This window comes from Mycobacterium paraintracellulare, from assembly GCF_000276825.1.
Taxonomy (GTDB): Bacteria; Actinomycetota; Actinomycetes; order Mycobacteriales; family Mycobacteriaceae; genus Mycobacterium; species Mycobacterium intracellulare.
Genome location: NC_016948.1, coordinates 3,624,243 through 3,643,089, shown reverse-complemented (window position 1 = coordinate 3,643,089; position 18,847 = coordinate 3,624,243). Strand labels below are relative to the sequence as shown.

Annotated in this window: 22 protein-coding genes; 17 read left to right on the top strand and 5 right to left on the bottom strand. The window is 70.7% G+C overall.

Features of this window, described 5'->3' with window-relative positions; genetic code table 11:
* Positions 1–19: 19 nt before the first annotated feature.
* A complete protein-coding gene (locus OCQ_RS16450) occupies positions 20–979 on the bottom strand; it encodes a membrane protein (RefSeq protein ID WP_014382845.1) in 960 nt (319 codons plus the stop codon).
* Positions 980–1,097: 118 nt separating this feature from the next.
* Between OCQ_RS16450 and OCQ_RS16445 the strand changes: the two genes are divergently transcribed.
* Positions 1,098–2,462 carry a replication-associated recombination protein A gene (locus OCQ_RS16445; RefSeq protein ID WP_038536736.1) on the top strand — a complete coding sequence of 455 codons (1,365 nt, stop codon included), beginning with the start codon at positions 1,098–1,100 and terminating at the stop codon, positions 2,460–2,462.
* Positions 2,459–2,794, top strand: a complete 336-nt coding sequence (locus OCQ_RS16440; protein ID WP_009955916.1) for a hypothetical protein — start codon at positions 2,459–2,461, stop codon at positions 2,792–2,794. Before OCQ_RS16445 ends, OCQ_RS16440 begins: the two co-directional genes overlap by 4 nt.
* Positions 2,795–2,807: 13 nt before the next feature.
* Here OCQ_RS16440 and OCQ_RS16435 read toward each other — a convergent pair whose 3' ends face one another.
* Entirely contained in the window at positions 2,808–3,431 is a 624-nt protein-coding gene (locus OCQ_RS16435) for a hypothetical protein (protein ID WP_008258260.1), read from the bottom strand.
* A gap of 153 nt (positions 3,432–3,584) precedes the next feature.
* Positions 3,585–4,205, bottom strand: a complete 621-nt coding sequence (locus OCQ_RS16430; protein ID WP_014385287.1) for a putative quinol monooxygenase — start codon at positions 4,203–4,205, stop codon at positions 3,585–3,587.
* Between the two features lie 164 nt (positions 4,206–4,369).
* Between OCQ_RS16430 and OCQ_RS16425 the strand changes: the two genes are divergently transcribed.
* The 6 genes from OCQ_RS16425 to OCQ_RS16400 all read left to right on the top strand — a co-directional run bounded on the left by OCQ_RS16425 (position 4,370) and on the right by OCQ_RS16400 (position 10,656).
* Entirely contained in the window at positions 4,370–4,759 is a 390-nt protein-coding gene (locus OCQ_RS16425) for a secondary thiamine-phosphate synthase enzyme YjbQ (RefSeq protein ID WP_008258256.1), read from the top strand.
* A 131-nt stretch (positions 4,760–4,890) separates the two neighbouring features.
* Entirely contained in the window at positions 4,891–7,593 is a 2,703-nt protein-coding gene (alaS, locus tag OCQ_RS16420; protein WP_014385286.1) for an alanine--tRNA ligase, read from the top strand.
* The gene (gene ruvX / locus OCQ_RS16415) at positions 7,594–8,106 is read left to right on the top strand and encodes a Holliday junction resolvase RuvX (RefSeq protein WP_008258252.1); all 513 of its coding nucleotides are present in this window, start codon (positions 7,594–7,596) and stop codon (positions 8,104–8,106) included. It abuts the gene before it with no gap.
* Positions 8,099–9,343, top strand: a complete 1,245-nt coding sequence (gene mltG, locus OCQ_RS16410) for an endolytic transglycosylase MltG (protein WP_008258249.1) — start codon at positions 8,099–8,101, stop codon at positions 9,341–9,343. The genes ruvX and mltG overlap by 8 nt, the downstream gene beginning before the upstream one ends.
* A gap of 79 nt (positions 9,344–9,422) precedes the next feature.
* Entirely contained in the window at positions 9,423–10,208 is a 786-nt protein-coding gene (locus tag OCQ_RS16405) for a shikimate dehydrogenase (protein ID WP_029385085.1), read from the top strand.
* Positions 10,209–10,218: 10 nt separating this feature from the next.
* A complete protein-coding gene (locus OCQ_RS16400; protein WP_008258242.1) occupies positions 10,219–10,656 on the top strand; it encodes a prepilin peptidase in 438 nt (145 codons plus the stop codon).
* Between the two features lie 5 nt (positions 10,657–10,661).
* Here OCQ_RS16400 and OCQ_RS16395 read toward each other — a convergent pair whose 3' ends face one another.
* Positions 10,662–11,735 (bottom strand): LLM class flavin-dependent oxidoreductase, encoded by a 1,074-nt coding sequence (locus OCQ_RS16395; RefSeq protein WP_008258241.1) that lies wholly within the window; start codon positions 11,733–11,735, stop codon positions 10,662–10,664.
* A gap of 163 nt (positions 11,736–11,898) precedes the next feature.
* On the opposite strand from OCQ_RS16395, the gene aroC reads away from it, so the two are divergent.
* Genes aroC through aroQ form a run of 4 tightly spaced genes read left to right on the top strand, consistent with a single transcriptional unit; the run spans position 11,899 to position 15,150 of the window.
* A complete protein-coding gene (aroC, locus tag OCQ_RS16390; RefSeq protein WP_008258240.1) occupies positions 11,899–13,104 on the top strand; it encodes a chorismate synthase in 1,206 nt (401 codons plus the stop codon).
* Entirely contained in the window at positions 13,104–13,628 is a 525-nt protein-coding gene (locus OCQ_RS16385; RefSeq protein ID WP_008258238.1) for a shikimate kinase, read from the top strand. The genes aroC and OCQ_RS16385 overlap by 1 nt, the downstream gene beginning before the upstream one ends.
* Positions 13,625–14,719, top strand: a complete 1,095-nt coding sequence (gene aroB, locus OCQ_RS16380) for a 3-dehydroquinate synthase (RefSeq protein ID WP_014385285.1) — start codon at positions 13,625–13,627, stop codon at positions 14,717–14,719. Before OCQ_RS16385 ends, aroB begins: the two co-directional genes overlap by 4 nt.
* Positions 14,716–15,150 (top strand): type II 3-dehydroquinate dehydratase, encoded by a 435-nt coding sequence (gene aroQ, locus OCQ_RS16375; RefSeq protein ID WP_008258236.1) that lies wholly within the window; start codon positions 14,716–14,718, stop codon positions 15,148–15,150. Before aroB ends, aroQ begins: the two co-directional genes overlap by 4 nt.
* Here the strand turns inward: aroQ and OCQ_RS16370 are convergent.
* Complete coding sequence (locus OCQ_RS16370; protein ID WP_009955904.1) at positions 15,147–15,833, bottom strand: B-4DMT family transporter; 687 nt, start codon at positions 15,831–15,833, stop codon at positions 15,147–15,149. The two genes, aroQ and OCQ_RS16370, sit on opposite strands and share 4 nt — an antisense overlap.
* Before the next feature lie 33 nt (positions 15,834–15,866).
* On the opposite strand from OCQ_RS16370, the gene OCQ_RS16365 reads away from it, so the two are divergent.
* The 5 genes from OCQ_RS16365 to OCQ_RS16345 all read left to right on the top strand — a co-directional run bounded on the left by OCQ_RS16365 (position 15,867) and on the right by OCQ_RS16345 (position 18,813).
* On the top strand, positions 15,867–16,976 hold the full coding sequence (locus tag OCQ_RS16365; protein ID WP_008258234.1) for a M24 family metallopeptidase: 1,110 nt from the start codon (positions 15,867–15,869) through the stop codon (positions 16,974–16,976).
* A 36-nt stretch (positions 16,977–17,012) separates the two neighbouring features.
* Complete coding sequence (locus tag OCQ_RS16360) at positions 17,013–17,237, top strand: hypothetical protein (protein WP_008258233.1); 225 nt, start codon at positions 17,013–17,015, stop codon at positions 17,235–17,237.
* A 126-nt stretch (positions 17,238–17,363) separates the two neighbouring features.
* Entirely contained in the window at positions 17,364–17,927 is a 564-nt protein-coding gene (efp, locus tag OCQ_RS16355; RefSeq protein ID WP_007171952.1) for an elongation factor P, read from the top strand.
* Positions 17,924–18,433, top strand: coding sequence for a transcription antitermination factor NusB (gene nusB / locus OCQ_RS16350; RefSeq protein WP_008258232.1), 510 nt, complete (start codon positions 17,924–17,926; stop codon positions 18,431–18,433). The genes efp and nusB overlap by 4 nt, the downstream gene beginning before the upstream one ends.
* Complete coding sequence (locus OCQ_RS16345; RefSeq protein ID WP_014385282.1) at positions 18,430–18,813, top strand: hypothetical protein; 384 nt, start codon at positions 18,430–18,432, stop codon at positions 18,811–18,813. The genes nusB and OCQ_RS16345 overlap by 4 nt, the downstream gene beginning before the upstream one ends.
* The last annotated feature ends 34 nt before the right edge of the window (positions 18,814–18,847 follow it).

Genomic DNA, 18,847 nt, shown 5'->3' with positions numbered 1-18,847 from the left:
GCCGAATTCGCGCCGAGTGTTACGCCGGCGCCGGACCCGGCGGAGGCCCGGGCTGGTAACCCGCCTGCTGCGGCGCGACCACCTGCCCGCCGGAGAACTTGCGGTAGGCGTAGATCCCGATCAGGGAGGCGACCGGGGCCGCCACCAACAGCCCGACCCCGCACGCGAGCGCGCCCACCACGAACAGCGCCACCTCGACCAGCCACACCAGCAGCGCGTTGCCGAAGTTTGCGGTGACGGTGGAGAAGCTGGAGGTCAGCGCCTTGATGGGCTGCTCCGATCGATCGATGGCGAACGGGATCGTGAACTGGGCGAAAATGCCCAGGATCAGGCCCGGCAAGAAGCACAGCGCCGAGGCGATCGAGGTGAGGATGCCGACCAGCAGCGCGGCCAGGAACACCATGCCGAAGTTGCGCGGCTTGAAGAACGAACCGACGGTCACCGGGCGCCCGTCGGCCAGATCCAGGCAGCCGGACAGGAAGGCGGCTTGGGCGAACGCGCCCACCAGGTAGGCGACGAGGTAGCCGAGGATGAGCAGCGTCATCCCGCCGCCGTTGAGGTTCGCCGTGAAGGTGAAGTAGTCGTCGTCGGAGCCGGTCGTCGTCGTGCCCACGCTTTGGCTCAGGCCGACCAGGGCCGAGGCGACGCCGATCAGGATCCCGTACACCAAGGCCGGAACGATCAGTGCCACAGGGTTTTTGGAGAAGGCGTTCCAGGCCCAGCCGAACGCGTCACCGATGCTGAAGGCCGGCGCGGGTGGGCCGCCGTACCCGGGCGGCGGGGCGCCGTACCCGGGCGGGGGGCCGTAGCCGGGCGGCGGCCCGTAACCCGGGGGAGGCGCGCCATATCCGGGGGGCGGGCCGTAACCCGGGGGCGGCGGGGGAGGCGTGCCGTAACCGGGCGGTGGCGGGTAGCCGGGGGGATCCTGGCCCCCGCCCTGAGGGTCCGGCGGGCCTGGATATTCGGGGGGTTGGCTCATGTCCGTCCTTGCTGTCCTGGGAGGAACGCGCGCTGAACTTGGCAAACCGGAACTTAGCAAAGATGCGGCCGGTGCGCGCGGATCGCCGGGGCCGCAGCGGACGTCCGTCCCTCGTGGTATGCCTGAATCCGTGTCCGACGGTCTGTTTGACCTGCCCGGCGCGCCGCTGCCAGACGATCACGGCTTGGGCGCGTCGAGCGGCTCACCGCTGGCCGTCCGCATGCGCCCGGCGTCGCTGGACGAGGTGGTCGGGCAGGACCACCTGCTGGCGCCCGGCTCGCCCCTGCGCCGCCTCGTCGAGGGCTCCGGCGTGGCGTCGGCCATCCTGTACGGGCCGCCGGGCAGCGGCAAGACCACGCTGGCCGCGCTGATCTCACAGGCGACCGGGCGCCGGTTCGAGGCGCTGTCGGCGTTGTCGGCCGGTGTGAAAGACGTTCGGGCGGTGATAGAAAAGGCCCGAACCGCGCTCCTCCATGGCGAGCAGACGGTGCTGTTCATCGACGAGGTGCACCGGTTCTCCAAGACCCAGCAGGACGCGCTGCTGTCGGCCGTGGAGAACCGGGTGGTGCTGCTGGTGGCGGCGACCACGGAGAACCCGTCCTTCTCGGTGGTGGCGCCGCTGCTGTCCCGCTCGCTGATCCTGCAGTTGCGGGCGCTGAGCGCCGACGACATCCGCACCGTCGTGCAGCGCGCGATCGACGACCCACGCGGCCTGGGCGGGCAGGTCGCGGTCGCGCCCGACGCCGTCGACCTCCTGGTGCGGCTGGCCGCCGGTGACGCCCGCCGCGCGCTGACGGCGCTGGAGGTCGCCGCCGAGGCGGTGCCGCCCGACGGCGAGCTGACCGTCACCGCCATCGAGCAGTCCCTCGACGAAGCCGCCGTGCGTTACGACCGCGACGGCGACCAGCACTACGACGTCATCAGCGCGTTCATCAAGTCGGTGCGCGGCTCGGACGTCGACGCCGCGCTGCACTACCTGGCCCGCATGCTCGTCGCCGGGGAGGACCCTCGGTTCGTCGCGCGCCGGCTGATGATCCTGGCCAGCGAGGACATCGGCATGGCCGACCCGACCGCGCTGCAGGTCGCGGTCGCGGCCGCGCAGACGGTCGCGCTGATCGGCATGCCCGAGGCGCAACTCACCTTGGCGCACTGCACGATTCACCTGGCCACCGCGCCGAAATCCAACGCCGTCACCACCGCGCTGGGCGCGGCGATGGCCGACATCAGGGCCGGCAAGGCCGGCCGCGTGCCGCCCCACCTGCGCGACGGACACTATTCGGGGGCTGAGGCCTTGGGCCATGCGCAGGGCTACAAATACTCCCACGACCAGCCGGATGGTGTTGCGGCGCAACAATACCCACCCGACGAGCTGGTGGGCGTCGACTACTACCGGCCCACCGCCCGAGGCTTCGAGCGCGACATGGCGGGCCGACTGGAGCGGCTGCGCGCGATCATCCGCCGGAAGCGGGGTGACAAGGGATGAAAACCTTCAGCGACGAGGAGATGGGCCAACTGCTGCCCACCGCCAAGCAATACAGCGTCGTCATCCTCAAGCGCGGCCCGAGGTTCGGGGACGAGTCGTCGGCGCAGATCATCTGGGAGCACGGCCGGCGCAACTTCGGACTGCGTGACGACGGCGTGCTCGCGGTGGTGCTGCCGGTCACCGACGAGTCCGACGTCTGCGGCATCGGCGTTTTCGCCGCGACCGTCGACGAGACCGCTGCCATCATGGCCGACGACCCGGGGGTGGCGGCGGGGGTGTTCGTCTACCAGGTGCACGCCTGCCGCGGATTCCCCGGCGACGCGCTGCCCTGACCCGCGTGCGCTCTCAGACCAGCTCGGGCACCCGAAGGTGGGCGATCGCCAGCTCGAATTCCCCGACGTCGATCACCTCGGCCCCCAGTTCGCGCACCCGCCGGCTGCGCAGCTCGGTGGCGCGGTCGCGGTTGCGGGCCATCGCGTCCATCGAGTCGAACGTCGAGCAGGTCACCGCCCGGCGGCAGCTGGGGTGGTCGACCAGCAGGCTGGCGCTGCAGAACCCGTCCAGGTTCTCCATCTCGGGTAGCACCGCCATCCGGTAGAAGTCCAGGGATCTGCTCAGCTGGTCCGGCACCACCTTGAGCCAGGTGGCGCGCACGCACGCGCCCTGGCGGGAGGGGTGGTCGCGGTGCAGCAGGGCGATGTCCCATTCCTCCACCCGCGCGCTGCCGTCGAACATCAGCGCGGCCCGGTCACGGATGGGCGCGACCCGCTCGGCGCTGCCGCGCATGGCCTCCACCGTCTCCCACGAACTGGTGGCGATGCAGGTGCCGGACTGCCGGTCGACCAACAGCGACAACCCCAACCACCCGTCGATCTCCTTGAGGGCGGGCATGACGACGTCACGAACATGCGCAATTCCGATGTCGACCGAAAGGGGTTGCGCCTGGATGGTGGTAGAGCGTGCGTACACGGTCGACCCCTTCTCTGTCGGGGCGGCACCCCGGTGGCGCCACCGGTCCCACCAGTTACCTTCCTCCTGCGGGCAACTCGCCGCAATGCTTTCGGGACGCGGATCGGCGACCGGCCGAATGCCTGGTTCGGCCGGTCCACCACCCCCTCTAGATCAGACCAGCTCGGGCACCCGCAGGTGCGCCAGCGCCAGCTCGAACTCGCATTCATCGAGTTCCTCGGCGCGCGCCTCTTGCATCGAGGAGCTCTTCAGCGCGGTTGCCTGCTCCCTGTTCCGCTCCATCTCGTCGATGCTGTCGAACGTCGCCGAGGACACGCCACGCCCGGAGGCACGGTCGATCAGCAGGCTCGCACTGCAGAACCCGTCGAGGCCCTCGAGCTGGGGCAGGACGGACGACTTGTAGTACTCGATGCCTTGGTCCATGGTCTCCGGCGGCACCATGACCCACGTCGCACGCACGCCCGCACCGTCGGGCGCGTGGTGGTCGCGATGCAGCACCGCGATCTCCCACTGCTCGACGTCCGTCGTGCCCCCGAACATTTCCGCCGCCCGATCGCGGATTCCGGTCACGGCTTCACCGCTGGCGCGCATGGCTTCGTCGCTCTCCCAGGCGCTGGTGGCGATGCACCGGCCGGAGCGACGGTCGACCAAAAGGGATACTCCGATGCAGCCCGGCATGCCTTGCAGCGCGGGCATGACCTCATCGCGAACATGCGCTATCCCGGCGTCGATCGACGAGGGTTGCGCCTGAATTGTGGTAGAGCGTGCGTACACGATCCACCCCCTCTTTGTTCGGGGCAGCGCCCCGGTGGCGCCACCGGTCATGAACCACCTTCCTCCTGCGGGTTACGCGCCGCAATGCCCAAATGTGGTCGCGCTCACAAACGATTGGCTGGTCGCGACGCGCGCGCCGTAGGCTGGTTCGGATGCATACCGATGTGCTGGACGTGGACACCTCCCGCCGCCGCATCGTCGACCTCACCGAGGCGGTGCGCGGCTTCTGCTGGTCGCGCGGGGACGGTCTGTGCAACGTGTTCATCCCGCACGCCACGGCGGGGGTGGCCATCATCGAGACGGGCGCCGGCTCCGACGACGACCTGGTCGACACGCTGGAACGGCTGCTGCCGCGCGACGACCGTTACCGGCACGCGCACGGCTCCGAGGGGCACGGCGCCGACCACGTGATGCCCGCGCTCGTCGCACCGTCGGTGACGGTTCCGGTCTCCGGCGGGGAGCCGATGCTGGGCACCTGGCAGAGCATCGTGCTGGTCGACCTGAACCGCGACAACCCGCAACGCTCGGTCCGGCTGAGCTTTTTGGAGGGTTAGCGGCCCGATAGCCGACGCCACCGAGCAGGTACTGTGAGCGGTCGAAATGCGTCGTTAGACGGGCTTCCCATACCCCGGCGAATAGGCTGGGAACAAGACGTCGAAGTAAGAGAAAGAAGCGGACTCCGAAAGTGCAGACACACGAGATCAGGAAACGGTTTCTTGATCATTTCGTGAAGGCGGGTCACACCGAGGTGCCGAGCGCATCGGTGATCCTCGACGACCCCAACCTGCTGTTCGTCAACGCGGGCATGGTCCAGTTCGTGCCCTACTTCCTGGGCGCGCGCACACCGGAATACCCGACCGCCACCAGCATCCAGAAGTGCATCCGCACTCCCGACATCGACGAGGTCGGGATCACCACCCGGCACAACACGTTCTTCCAGATGGCCGGGAATTTCTCGTTCGGCGACTACTTCAAGCGCCGCGCCATCGAATTGGCGTGGACCCTGCTGACCAACAGCGTCGAGCAGGGCGGCTACGGCCTGGATCCCGAACGCATCTGGGCGACGGTCTATTTCGACGACGACGAGGCCGTGCAGCTGTGGAAGGAGATCGCCGGGCTGCCCGACGAGCGCATCCAGCGCCGCGGCATGGCCGACAACTACTGGTCGATGGGCATCCCCGGGCCGTGCGGCCCGTCCTCGGAGATCTATTACGACCGGGGACCCGAATTCGGGGTCGAGGGCGGCCCGATCGCCAACGAGGACCGCTACATCGAGATCTGGAACCTCGTGTTCATGCAGAACGAGCGCGGGGAGGGGACCGGCAAGGAGGACTTCGAGATCCTCGGGCCGTTGCCCCGCAAGAACATTGACACCGGCATGGGTGTGGAGCGGGTCGCGTTCATCCTGCAGGGCGTGCACAACGTCTACGAGACCGACCTGTTGCGCCCGGTCATCGACGCCGTGGCCGCGCGGGCCCCGCGCGGATACGACGCCGGCAACCACGACGACGACGTGCGCTACCGGGTCATCGCCGACCACAGCCGCACCGCGGCCATCCTGATCGGCGACGGCGTCACGCCGGGCAACGACGGCCGCGGCTATGTGCTGCGCCGGCTGCTGCGCCGGGTGATCCGCTCGGCCAAGCTGCTCGACATCGAGGGCCCCATCGTCGGCGACCTGATGGCCACCGTGCGCGACGCGATGGGCCCGTCGTATCCCGAACTCGTCGCCGATTTCGACCGGATCAGGCGCATCGCCGTCGCCGAGGAAACCGCGTTCAACCGCACGCTGGCGGCGGGATCGAAACTGTTCGACGAGGTCGCCGGCACCACCAAAGCCTCAGGCGCGAAGGCGATTTCGGGATCGGACGCCTTCACCCTGCACGACACCTACGGGTTCCCGATCGAGCTCACGCTGGAGATGGCGTCCGAGGCCGGCCTGCAGGTGGACGAGGTCGGGTTCCGGGAGCTGATGGCCGAACAGCGCCGCCGCGCCAAGGCCGACGCCGCCGCCCGCAAGCACGCGCACGCGGACCTGAGCGCGTACCGCGAACTGGTCGACGCCGGCCCCACCGAATTCACCGGCTTCGACGAATTGACGTCCGAGGCAAAGCTTTTGGGAATCTTCGTCGACGGCAAGCGGGTGCCGGTGGTCACGCACGGCACCGAGGGGGTCGACCGCGTCGAACTCGTGCTGGACCGCACCCCGCTCTACGCCGAGGCCGGCGGCCAGATCGCCGACGAGGGCACCATCAGCGGGACGGGCGCCAGCGGGAGCGCCCGCGCCGCGGTCACCGACGTGCAGAAGATCGCCAAAACCCTGTGGGTGCACCGGGTCAACGTCGAGTCCGGGGAATTCGTGGAGGGCGACACCGTCATCGCGGCCGTCGACCCGCAATGGCGGCGGGGCGCCACCCAGGGCCACTCGGGAACCCACATGGTGCACGCGGCGCTGCGACAAGTGTTGGGCCCCAACGCCGTTCAGGCCGGATCGCTGAACCGGCCGGGCTACCTGCGCTTCGACTTCAACTGGCAGGGCGCCCTGTCCGACGAACAGCGCACCCAGATCGAAGAGGTGACCAACCAGGCCGTGCAGGCCGACTTCGAGGTGCACACGTTCACCGAGCAACTCGAAAAGGCCAAGGCCATGGGGGCGATCGCGATGTTCGGCGAACGCTATCCCGACGAGGTGCGGGTGGTGGAGATCGGCGGGCCCTTCTCGCTGGAGCTGTGCGGCGGGACCCACGTGCACAACTCCGCGCAGATCGGGCCGGTCACGATCCTGGGCGAATCCTCGGTCGGCTCCGGGGTGCGCCGGGTCGAGGCCTACGTCGGGCTGGAGTCCTTCCGGCACCTGGCCAAGGAACGCGCGCTGATGGCCGGGCTGGCGTCGTCGCTCAAGGTGCCGTCCGACGAGGTGCCCGCCCGGGTGGCCAACCTGGTGGAGCGGCTCAAGGCGGCGGAGAAGGAGCTCGAACGCGCCCGGTTGGCCGGCGCGAAGGCCGCCGCCACCGACGCCGCGGCCGGCGCGGAGCGCATCGGTAACGTCCGGGTGGTGGCGCAACGGATGACCGGCGGGATGACGGCGGGCGATCTGCGCTCCCTGGTCGGTGACATCCGCGGCAAGCTGGGCGGCGATCCCGCGGTGGTCGCGCTGATCGCCGACGGCGAGGGCGGAAGCGTGCCGTATGCGGTCGCGGCCAATCCGGCCGCCCAGGACCTCGGGCTTCGCGCCAACGACCTGGTCAAGAAGCTGGCCGCGGCGGTCGACGGCCGCGGCGGCGGAAAGGCCGACCTGGCGCAGGGCTCCGGCAAGGACCCGACCGGCATCGACGCCGCCCTCGCCGCAATCCGCTCGGAGATCACCGCGATAGCGCGGGTCGGTTGAGTGGTTTCCGCACAGCACCGCGCGCCCGACCGGCCCGGCGATCCTGACCAGGACCCCGGGCGGGGCCGGCGGCTCGGCGTCGACGTGGGCAGCGTCCGCATCGGCGTGGCCTGCAGCGACCCCGACGCCATCCTGGCCACCCCGGTGGAAACCGTGCGCCGCGACCGCTCCGGCAAACACCTGCGCCGCCTGGCGGCGCTGGCCGCCGAACTCGAGGCCGTCGAGGTGGTCGTCGGGCTGCCGCGCACGCTGGCCGACCGCACCGGTCCCTCGGCGATCGACGCGATCGAGCTGGCGGACGCGCTGGCCGACCGCGTCGCACCCACGCCGGTGCGGCTGGCCGACGAGCGACTGACCACGGTGAGCGCGCAGCGATCGCTGCGCGCGGCCGGGGTGCGGGCCAAAGAGCAGCGTGCGGTGATCGACCAGGCGGCGGCGGTGGCCATCCTGCAGAGTTGGCTGGATCAGCGCCGCGCGACCCTGACCGGGCCCGGGGAGCGTGCCGATGGTTGACAGCGCACGGCGTGAACGCGCCGAACCCGAGGCCGTGGGTCCGCCCCGGCGCAGGTCGAGCCGCACCGCCCGCAATCGGGCGGAGCGGGGCCGCCGGCGCCGGCGCACCGCCCTGCGCACCGCGCTGGCGCTGGTGGCGGTCATCGTGGTGGCGGGTGTTTTCGCCGGCGGCAAGCTGTGGCACGCCGTGTTCGGTCCCGGTGACGACTACACCGGAAACGGCAAGCGCGACATCGTGATTCAGATCAAGGACGGCGACTCGACCACCATGGTCGGGGAGACGCTGCAGAACGAGCACGTGATCAAGACCGTCCGCGCGTTCGTCAACGCCGCGCACGGCAACAGCAAGATCTCCTCGATCCAGCCCGGTTTCTACCGGATGCGCACCGAGATCCCGGCCGCCAACGCCGTCACGCGGCTAGCCGACCCCGACAGCCGGGTGGGCCGGCTGGTCATCCCGGAGGGCCGGCAGCTCGACGACACCACCGACATGAAGACCAACGTGGTCAACCCCGGCATCTTCACCCTGATCTCGCGGGCCACCTGCGTGGATTTCGACGGGAGTAAGCGGTGCGTCTCCGTGGAGGACCTGCGCGCGGCCGCCACCAACAGTTCTCCCTTGGCGTTGGCGGTGCCGCCCTGGGCCACCGAACCCGTCGGTGAGCTCGGCAAGGACCACCGCCGCATCGAGGGGCTGATCGCGCCGGGGACCTTCAACGTCGATCCGTCCGCGCCGCCCGAGACCATCCTGTCGAACCTGATCGGCGCCGGGGCGGTGGAGTACATGAAGTCCGGGCTGGTCGACACCGCCCAGGCCATGGGCCTGTCGCCCTACGACATCCTGGTGGTGGCGTCGCTGGTGCAGCAGGAGGCCAGGTCGCAGGACTTCGCGAAGGTTGCCCGCGTCATCTACAACCGGCTGCACGCCCACCACACGCTGGAGTTCGACTCGACCGTCAACTACCCGCTGGACCGCCGGGAGGTGGCCACCACCGACGGCGACCGGGCCCAGAAGACGCCGTGGAACACCTACGTGTCCCAGGGCCTGCCGGCCACCGCGATCTGTTCGCCCGGTGTCGACGCGCTCAACGCCGCCGAGCACCCCGAACCCGGCGACTGGTTGTACTTCGTCACCATCGACGGTCAGGGGACGACGCTGTTCACCAAGGATTATCAGCAGCACCTGGCCAACATCGAGCTGGCTAAGCACAACGGTGTCCTCGATTCCGCCCGCTGACGGCGATCGCAAGCGCGGCGAAGCCGGGCGCAGCGGGTCGCCGCTCGGTCAAGCCAGCGGCGCACCCCGGAAGGCGGCGGTGCTCGGCAAACCCATCGCCCACTCGAAATCCCCGCAGCTGCACCTGGCGGCCTACCGCGCGCTGGGCCTGACCGGCTGGACCTACGACCGCATCGAATGCGACGCCGACCAGCTGCCCGGGGTGGTCGGCGGGCTCGGCCCCGAATGGGTCGGGGTGTCGGTGACCATGCCGGGCAAGTTCGCCGCCCTGGCGTTCGCCGACGAGCGCACCGAGCGTGCCGAGCGGGTGGGGTCGGCCAACACCCTGGTGCGCACCCCGGCGGGCTGGCGGGCCGACAACACCGACATCGACGGGGTGGCGGGCGCGCTCGGGTCGACGGCCTCTGGATGGGCGCTGGTCTGTGGATCGGGCGGCACCGCGCCGGCGGCCGTCGCCGGCCTGGCGCAACTGGGCGTCGGCGGCATCACCGTCGTGGCCCGCAATCCCGGCAAGGCGGCCCGGCTGGTGGAGCTGGGACACGCGATGGGCGTCGCGACGCGGTTCTGCGACCTCGACGGCGGCGGGCTGGCCGACGAGGTCGCTTCCGCCGACGTGCTGGTCAGCACCATTCCCGCGGACGTGGCCGCCCGCTATGCCGGCACGTTCGCCGGCATCGGTGTGCTGCTCGACGCCGTCTACGACCCGTGGCCGACGCCGCTGGCCGCCGCGGTGAGCGCCGCGGGGGGCCGGGTGATCAGCGGCGTGCAGATGCTGTTGCACCAGGCCTTCGCGCAGGTCGAACAGTTCACCGGGCTGCCGGCGCCCCGCGAGGCCATGGCTTGCGCCCTGGAGGCATCGGATTAGCCTGCCGCGCATGCGGATTGCGGCGGGGTGCCTGGTGCTGGCCTGGTTGGCGGCGTTGAGCTGCTACGACATCCACCAACGGCGCTTGCCCAACGCGCTGACCCTGACCGGCGCCGCGGCGATCCTGGCGGTGGCCGGGGTGGCCGGGCGCGGGTGGTCGGCGCTGGCCGGAGCCGCGGCGTTGACCGCGATCTATCTGCTGGTCCACTGGGTGGCGCCGGGCGGGATGGGGGCCGGCGACGTCAAGCTGGCCATCGGCGTGGGCGCGCTGACCGGTTGTTGTGGCGCCGGCGTGTGGTTCCTGGCGGCGTTCGGTGCGCCGCTGCTGACCGTGCTGGTCGGGATGGTCGCCCGGATTCGCGGCGGCGCTCGGGGCGGCCGCACGGTGCCGCACGGGCCGTCGATGTGCTTGGCCAGCGCGGCGGGCATCGGCCTGTCGCTGCTCTGACGCCTTCAGTTGCCGACGACGGCGGGGCGCAGCAGCGGCAACAGCTCGTCGCCGAGCCGGACCGTCTCCGACTTGTACGGGGTGTCCGACAGCACGAAATGGCTGACCCCCAGGTCGGCGTATTTGCGCAGCGCGGCGGCGACTTCGGCGGCCGACCCGACCAGCCACGTCGTCCCGGCGCCTTCGCCGCCGTACTTGCTCGGCGTCGTATACAGACAGGAATCGAGCACCTCGCCGCGCGCGGCGAGGTCGGACAGCCGCCGCTGGCCCGCGGATCCCTTCGGGTCGTGCAGCAGCTGCATGGTGGGCGTTCCGGCCAGGGTGGCGACCTTGGCCTCGGCGTCGCGCCAGGCCTGCTCGGAGGTGTCGCGCACCAGCGTGGTGACCCGCAGGCCGAACTCCAGCGGCGCGTGCTCGCGACCGAGCTTGGCGGACAACGACTTCAGCCGGTCGATGCGTTCGGCGATCCCGTCCAGGGGCTCCCCCCAGAACAGTTGGACGTCGGCGTCGGTCGCGGCGACCTGCTCGGCGGCCGCCGATGCCCCACCGAAGTACAGCGTCGGGTGCCGGCCCTCGGCCGCGCCGAGCGGGCGGGGCTGCAGGCTCGAGTGTTCGACGGTGTAGAACTCGCCGCGGTGGGTGACGTCGTCCTCGCGCCACAACCGGCGCAGCAACCGGATGAATTCCCGCGTGCGGTCGTAGCGGCGTGACTTGTCGACCTCGGCGTCGCCGTAGGCGGCCGGATCGTCGGCGCCGCTGACGATGTTGACCAGCAGCCGGCCGTCGTTGAGCCGGTCGAGGGTGGCCGCCGCGCTGGCGAAATGCGCCGGATGCCAGTACCCGGGACGGACCGCCACCAGCGGCGCGAAGCGGTTGGTGCGCGCGGCGATTGCGGTCGCGACCGTGAAGGTGTCCGGACGTCCCCAGCCGGTGCCGATCAGCGCGCCGTCCCAGCCGTGTTGCTCGGCGCGCTGCGCCAGTTCGACGGAATAGTCGAGGCTTCCCCAGCCGTCGACGGTGTCGTCGCCGCGATGGCCGGGCTCGACGGTATTCGGTATGTACCAGAGAAATTGACCCACCAGACAAGATGCTGGCACACGACCGCGGCGGCCCGGCCCGGCCGCCGACCGAATCGCGTGGTCACCCCTGGAATCAGGGAGGATGAAAGTCCCCGCATCGGTTCCCCGCAGCCGCGGGCTGCGCGAATCGGCTTTCGGAAGCCGCCATGGGAAGATGGGACGCGTGTTGCGTTGGATCACCGCCGGGGAGTCGCATGGCCGTGCGCTGGTGGCCGTGCTCGAAGGCATGGTCGCCGGCGTGGAGGTCACCTCCCTGGACATTTCGGAGCAGTTGGCCCGCCGCCGGCTCGGTTACGGCCGCGGCGCCCGGATGGCGTTCGAGCGGGACGCGGTGAGCGTGCTGTCCGGGGTGCGCCACGGCGTCACCCTGGGCGGGCCCATCGCCGTCGAGATCGGCAATACCGAATGGCCGAAGTGGGAGACCGTGATGGCTCCCGACCCGGTCGACCCCGGCGAGCTGGCCGACAGCGCGCGCAACGCCCCGCTGACCCGGCCGCGGCCCGGCCACGCCGACTACGCGGGCATGCTCAAGTACGGCTTCGACGACGCCCGGCCGGTCCTGGAGCGGGCCAGCGCCCGGGAGACCGCGGCCCGCGTCGCCGCGGCGACCGTCGCCCGGTCGTTCCTGCGCCAGGCGCTGGGCGTCGAGGTGCTCTCGCACGTGATCGCGATCGGCCCGTCGGCGCCCTACGAGGGCCCGCCGCCGGGCCCGGGGGACCTGGCCGCGATCGACGCCAGCCCGGTCCGCGCGTACGACGAGGCGGCCGAAAAGGCGATGATCGCCGAGATCGAAGCGGCCAAGAAGGACGGCGACACCCTCGGCGGTGTGGTCGAGGTGGTCGCCCTGGGCCTGCCCGTCGGGCTGGGCTCGTTCACCAGCGGCGACAACCGGCTCGACAGCCAGCTCGCCGCCGCCGTCATGGGCATCCAGGCGATCAAGGGCGTCGAGATCGGCGACGGATTCGAGACCGCGCGCCGCCGCGGCAGCCGTGCCCACGACGAGATGTACCCGGGCCCCGACGGCGTGGTCCGCTCGACCAACCGCGCCGGCGGGCTCGAAGGCGGCATGACCAACGGCCAGCCGCTGCGCGTGCGCGCGGCGATGAAGCCGATTTCCACCGTCCCGCGCGCGCTGGCCACCGTCGACATGGCGACCGGCGACGAAGCCGTCGCGATCCACCAGCGCTCGGACGTGTGCGCGGTGCCCGCCGCCGGCGTGGTGGTCGAGGCCATGGTTGCGCTGGTGCTGGCCCGCGCCGCGCTGCAGAAATTCGGCGGCGATTCGCTGGCCGAAACCCGCCGCAACGTCGAGGCCTATCGCAGGGCGGTCGCCGAGCGGGAATCGCCGGCCGCCCGGGGCACGGCGTGATGGCGCCCAAAGCGGTCCTGATCGGGTTGCCGGGGTCGGGCAAGTCCACCATCGGGCGCCGGCTCGCCAAGGCGCTCGACGTCGGCTTCCTCGACACCGACGCGGCGATCGAGCAGCGGACCGGGCGGCGCATCGACGAGATCTTCGCCACCGACGGCGAACGGGAATTCCGGCGCATCGAAGAGGACGTGGTCCGCGCCGCGCTGGCCGACCACGACGGCGTGCTGTCGTTGGGCGGCGGCGCCGTCACCAGCCCCGGCGTCCGCGAGGCGCTCGCCGGCCACACCGTCGTCTACCTGGAGATCAGCGCCACCGAAGGCGTCCGGCGCACCGGCGGCAACACGGTGCGCCCGCTGCTGGCCGGGCCCGACCGCGCCGACAAATACCGCGCGCTGATGGCCGAACGCAGTCCGCTGTATCGCCGGGCGGCGACCATCCGCGTCGACACCAACCGCCGCAACCCCGGCGCGGTGGTCCGCTACATCGTCTCGCGGTTGCAGGCACCGGCGGGGGCGGCCACGTGAGGGCACATGATGACCCGGTCACCATCGAGGTGGCCGTCGACCCGCCGTACCCGGTGATCATCGGCACCGGCCTGCTGACGGAGCTCGAGGAGCTGCTCGGCGACCGGCACAAGGTGGCCATCGTGCACCAACCGGTCCTGGCCGAGACCGCCGAGCTGATCCGAAGCCGGTTGGCGGACAAGGGCGTTGACGCCCACCGCATCGAGATCCCGGACGCCGAGGACGGCAAGGATCTGCCGGTCGTGGGCTTTTTGTGGGAAGTGTTGGGCCGCATCGGGATCGGGCGCAAGGACGCGTTGGTCAGCCTCGGGGGCGGCGCGGCCACCGACGTCGCCGGTTTCGCGGCGGCCACCTGGTTGCGCGGCGTCGACATCGTGCACGTGCCCACGACGCTGCTGGGCATGGTCGACGCGGCCGTCGGCGGCAAGACCGGCATCAACACCGACGCGGGGAAGAACCTGGTCGGGTCGTTCCACCAGCCGCGCGCGGTCCTCGTCGATCTGGCGACGCTGCAAACGTTGCCGCACAACGAACTCGTCGCCGGGATGGCCGAAATCGTCAAGGCGGGCTTCATCGCCGATCCGGTGATCCTCGACCTCATCGAGGCCGACCCGAAAGCCGCCGTGGACCCTTCCGGTGAGGTGCTCGCGGAGCTGATCCGCCGCGCGATCGCGGTCAAGGCGGAGGTCGTCGCCGCCGACGAGAAGGAGTCCGAGCTGCGCGAGATCCTCAACTACGGGCACACATTGGGGCACGCGATCGAACGCCGGGAGCGCTACGAGTGGCGGCACGGCGCGGCGGTATCGGTGGGGCTGGTCTTCGCCGCGGAACTGGCCCGCCTCGCCGGGCGCCTCGACGACGCCACCACGCAGCGCCACCGCACCATCCTGTCCGCGCTCGGCCTGCCGGTCAGCTACGACGCCGACGCGTTGCCTCAGTTGCTGGAATACATGGCGGGGGACAAGAAGTCGCGCGCCGGTGTGCTGCGGTTCGTCGTCCTCGACGGGCTGGCGAAGCCCGGCCGGCTGGCCGGGCCCGACCCGTCGCTGTTGGCGGCGGCGTACGCCGGACTCGCGGAGGCGCAATCATGACCACCACGGTGAACGTGATCAACGGTCCCAACCTCGGCCGGCTCGGCCGGCGCGAGCCCGACGTGTACGGCGACACCACGCACGAGCAGCTGGCGGCGCTGATTGAGCGCGAAGCCGCCGGGCTCGGCCTCAAAGCCGTTGTGCGACAAAGCGACAACGAGGCGCAGCTACTGGACTGGATCCACGCGGCGGCCGACGCGAGCGAACCGGTGATCCTCAACGCCGGCGGGCTCACCCACACCTCGGTGGCGCTGCGCGACGCGTGCGCGGAATTGAGCGCGCCGCTGATCGAGGTGCACATCTCGAATGTGCATGCGCGCGAAGAGTTTCGGCGGCACTCCTACCTCAGCCCGGTCGCGACCGGAGTGATCGTGGGGCTGGGCGTGCAGGGCTATCTGCTCGCCCTGCGTTACCTGGCCGCCGCCGGCTAGTCCTTTTTCGGCTCCTCGCGGGCCGACGGGATGACCTCGGTCTTCGGGTCGTCCTCGGTCTTGGCGATCGTCTCGGTGGGGGATTCCTCCGTGGGCATCGTCTCCGTGGGCCCCTCGCGCTCGGCGGTGGCGACAGCGGAGGTCCGCTCTTCGGTCTGGGCGCCGGCCGCGGGAATCTCACCGGTGGGCGCGTCGTCGGCGCGCACCGCGGAGAACACGTCGGTGTCGGCGCGTTCCTCGTCAGTGCCGGGGCGGCGCGGCGGGGGATTGCGGTCCACCCGCCAGCGGCCGATGGTCACGCCGATGATGCCGGGCAGGAAGACGCACAGCGCGGTGAACGCCGCGAACGTCGTCACCTCGTTGATCAGCCCACCGGTGTACAGGCCGGTGTACACCAGCGCGATCAGCCAGGAGACGGCGCCACTGAGCAGGCCCGCGACCAGGCCGGCCAGCAGCCAGGTCATCGCCAGGTCGCCGCGGCGGTCCGGATCGGGGTTGGCGATGGCGTCGGCCCGGCCGTCCAGAACCCCCCACACGGCGACCCCGATGACGAACAGCAGCAGCAGCACCACGCTGAACAAACCCGCCTGGGTCTGCCACGCGTTGATCAGCGCACCTTGGAACAATCGAACGACGACCATCGCCGCGGCGTACACCAATCCGCGCAGCATCCAGTTACTCATGGCCCAAAAGCGTAGCGAGTACCGTCAAGACCCGTGACACATTCACAGCGTCGAGACAGGCTCAGAGCACGGCTGCAGACCAGCGGATTGGATGCGCTGCTGGTCACGGACCTGGTCAACGTCCGTTATCTCTCCGGATTCACCGGGTCCAACGGCGCGTTGCTGGTGTTCGCCGACGATCGAAGCCCCCTGCTGGCGACCGACGGCCGGTACCGCACCCAGGCCGCCGAGCAGGCGCCGGACTTGGAGGTCGCCATCGAGCGCGTGCTGGGGCGCTACCTGGTCGGGCAGGCCGCCGCGGCGGGCGCGCGAAAGCTGGGTTTCGAAAGCAACGTGGTGACCGTCGACGGATTCGACGCCCTGACCGGCGAGCTGAACGACCGGAAGGCGCCCACCGAACTGGTGAAGGCCGCCGGAACCGTCGAGGCGTTGCGCGAGGTCAAGGACGCCGGTGAGGTCGCCCTGCTGCGCCTGGCCTGCGAGGCGGCCGACGCCGCGCTCACCGACCTGGTGGCGCGCGGCGGGCTGCGGCCCGGCCGCACCGAACGCGAGGTCAGCAGGGAGCTCGAGGCCCTGATGCTCGACCACGGCGCCGACGCGATCTCGTTCGAGACCATCGTGGCCGCGGGGCCGAACTCGGCGATCCCGCATCATCGCCCCACCGACGCCGCGCTGGCGGCCGGTGATTTCGTCAAGATCGACTTCGGCGCGCTGGTCGGCGGCTACCACTCCGACATGACCCGCACGTTCGTGCTTGGCAAGGCCGCCGACTGGCAGCTGGAGATCTACCAATTGGTCGCCGACTCCCAGCGGGCCGGCCGGGAGGCGCTGCGCGCCGGCGCCGACCTGCGCGGGGTGGACGCCGCGGCCCGCCAGGTGATCGCCGACGCCGGCTACGGCGAGCAGTTCAGCCACAGCCTGGGCCATGGCGTGGGTCTGGAGATCCACGAGGCGCCGGGCATCGGCGCCACGTCCACCGGCACCTTGCTGGGCGAGTCCGTGGTGACCGTGGAACCCGGCGTCTACCTGCCCGGCCGCGGGGGCGTCCGCATCGAGGACACCCTGGTGGTGCCGGAAGAGGGCCGCGCGCAGGCCCCGGAACTGCTGACCAAATTCCCCAAGGAGCTGGCCGTTCTCTCCTAGCTCGGGGGGGTTGCGCGCCCGAGTAAGGTCGGGGGCGTGAACGGGGTGGCACGGGGGCTGGCGCGCCTGCGGGATTTCCGGTGGGACATGTACGCCCAGCCCCTACGCGAGACACGGCTGGAGATGGACATCGTCTATTTCGCCGTGCGGCTGCCGTTCGCCAGCGGGGTGACGCTGCGCGTCCCGCTGTTGACGATGATCAAGCCGTTGGCGTCGCACGAGGAACCATCCCGGGTCGACGGACAACACGCCCACCGCTGACACGTTCCACCCGTCAGCGCCCCGACCCCGGGCCGCGGGCCCGCGCCGGCGAGCACTCTAAACTGGCCGACAAGTCACAGACAGTTCCCTAGACGACTGTCCATCCCCGAGGAGACGTACCGAACCGTGGCAAGCACTGCCGATTTCAAGAATGGACTGGTGCTGGTGATCGACGGCCAGCTGTGGCAGATCGTCGAGTTCCAGCACGTCAAACCCGGCAAGGGCCCGGCGTTCGTGCGCACCAAGCTGAAGAATGTGCTGTCAGGCAAGGTCGTCGACAAGACGTACAACGCCGGGGTGAAGGTGGAAACCGCGACCGTGGACCGGCGCGACACCACCTACCTGTACCGCGACGGCTCGGACTTCGTGTTCATGGACAGCCAGGACTACGAGCAGCATCCGCTGCCGGAGTCGCTGGTCGGCGACGCCGCCCGGTTCCTGCTCGAGGGTCTGCCGGTGCAGGTGGCGTTCCACAACGGGGCGCCGCTCTACATCGAGCTGCCGGTGTCGGTCGAGATGGAGGTCACCCACACCGAGCCCGGCCTGCAGGGCGACCGGTCCAGCGCCGGCACCAAACCCGCCACCGTGGAAACCGGGGCCGAGATTCAGGTGCCGCTGTTCATCAACACCGGGGACAAGCTGAAGGTGGACACCCGCGACGGCAGCTACCTGGGACGTGTCAACGCGTGAGCCGGCCCGTTAAAGGGCGACATCAGGCTCGCAAGCGCGCCGTCGACCTGTTGTTCGAAGCCGAGGCGCGCGGATTGAGCCCCGCGGAGGTGGTCGACGTCCGCACCGGGCTCGCCGAGGCGAACCCCGAAATCGCGCCCCTGCAGCCGTATACGGCGGCGGTGGCGCGGGGCGTCGGCGAACACGCCGCACACGTCGACGACCTGATCAGCTCGCATCTGCAGGGCTGGACGCTGGACCGGCTGCCCGCCGTGGACCGCGCCATCCTGCGGGTCGCGGTGTGGGAGCTCCTCTACGCCGACGACGTGCCGGAGCCGGTCGCCGTCGACGAGGCCGTCCAGCTGGCCAAGGAGCTGTCCACCGACGACTCGCCGGGCTTCGTCAACGGGGTCCTCGGCCACGTCATGCTGGTCACCCCGCAGATCAGGGCGGCCGCCCAGGCCGTTCGCGGCGCGGCGGGTTCCGACGCCCCCGGCACAGCGGAGGACCACGGACCGCAGCCATGACCCGGTTGGAGCTGCGCCTGGTCGTTGCGGCCGTGCTGGCCGCGGCGGTGGTGGTGGGTGCCGTGGTGTGCGCCGCCTACGGGTGGACCATCGTCGCCTCGGTGCTCTCGATCTTCGCGCTGGGGGTGGGCGCCTGGCTGTATCACTGCGTTGAACGGGTGGCCGTCGCCCGCCGCATCAGCACGGTGCGTTCGGCGGCCCGGCCGCTGCAGGCGCTGCTGCCGGTGATGGCCGCGATCATGGGCCTGACGCAGGGCGTGGTGCGAGCGCTCAGCGACGTCACCGACCTGCCGGCCCGTAGCCGGGAGCTGCCCGTGCTGCGGTGGGCGGACGCCCGGGCAAACCGGCGGATGATCGAAGGTGACGAGCCGGATCGCTGATCAAGCTCAGGTGAAACGGCCACGGTCGGGGCGC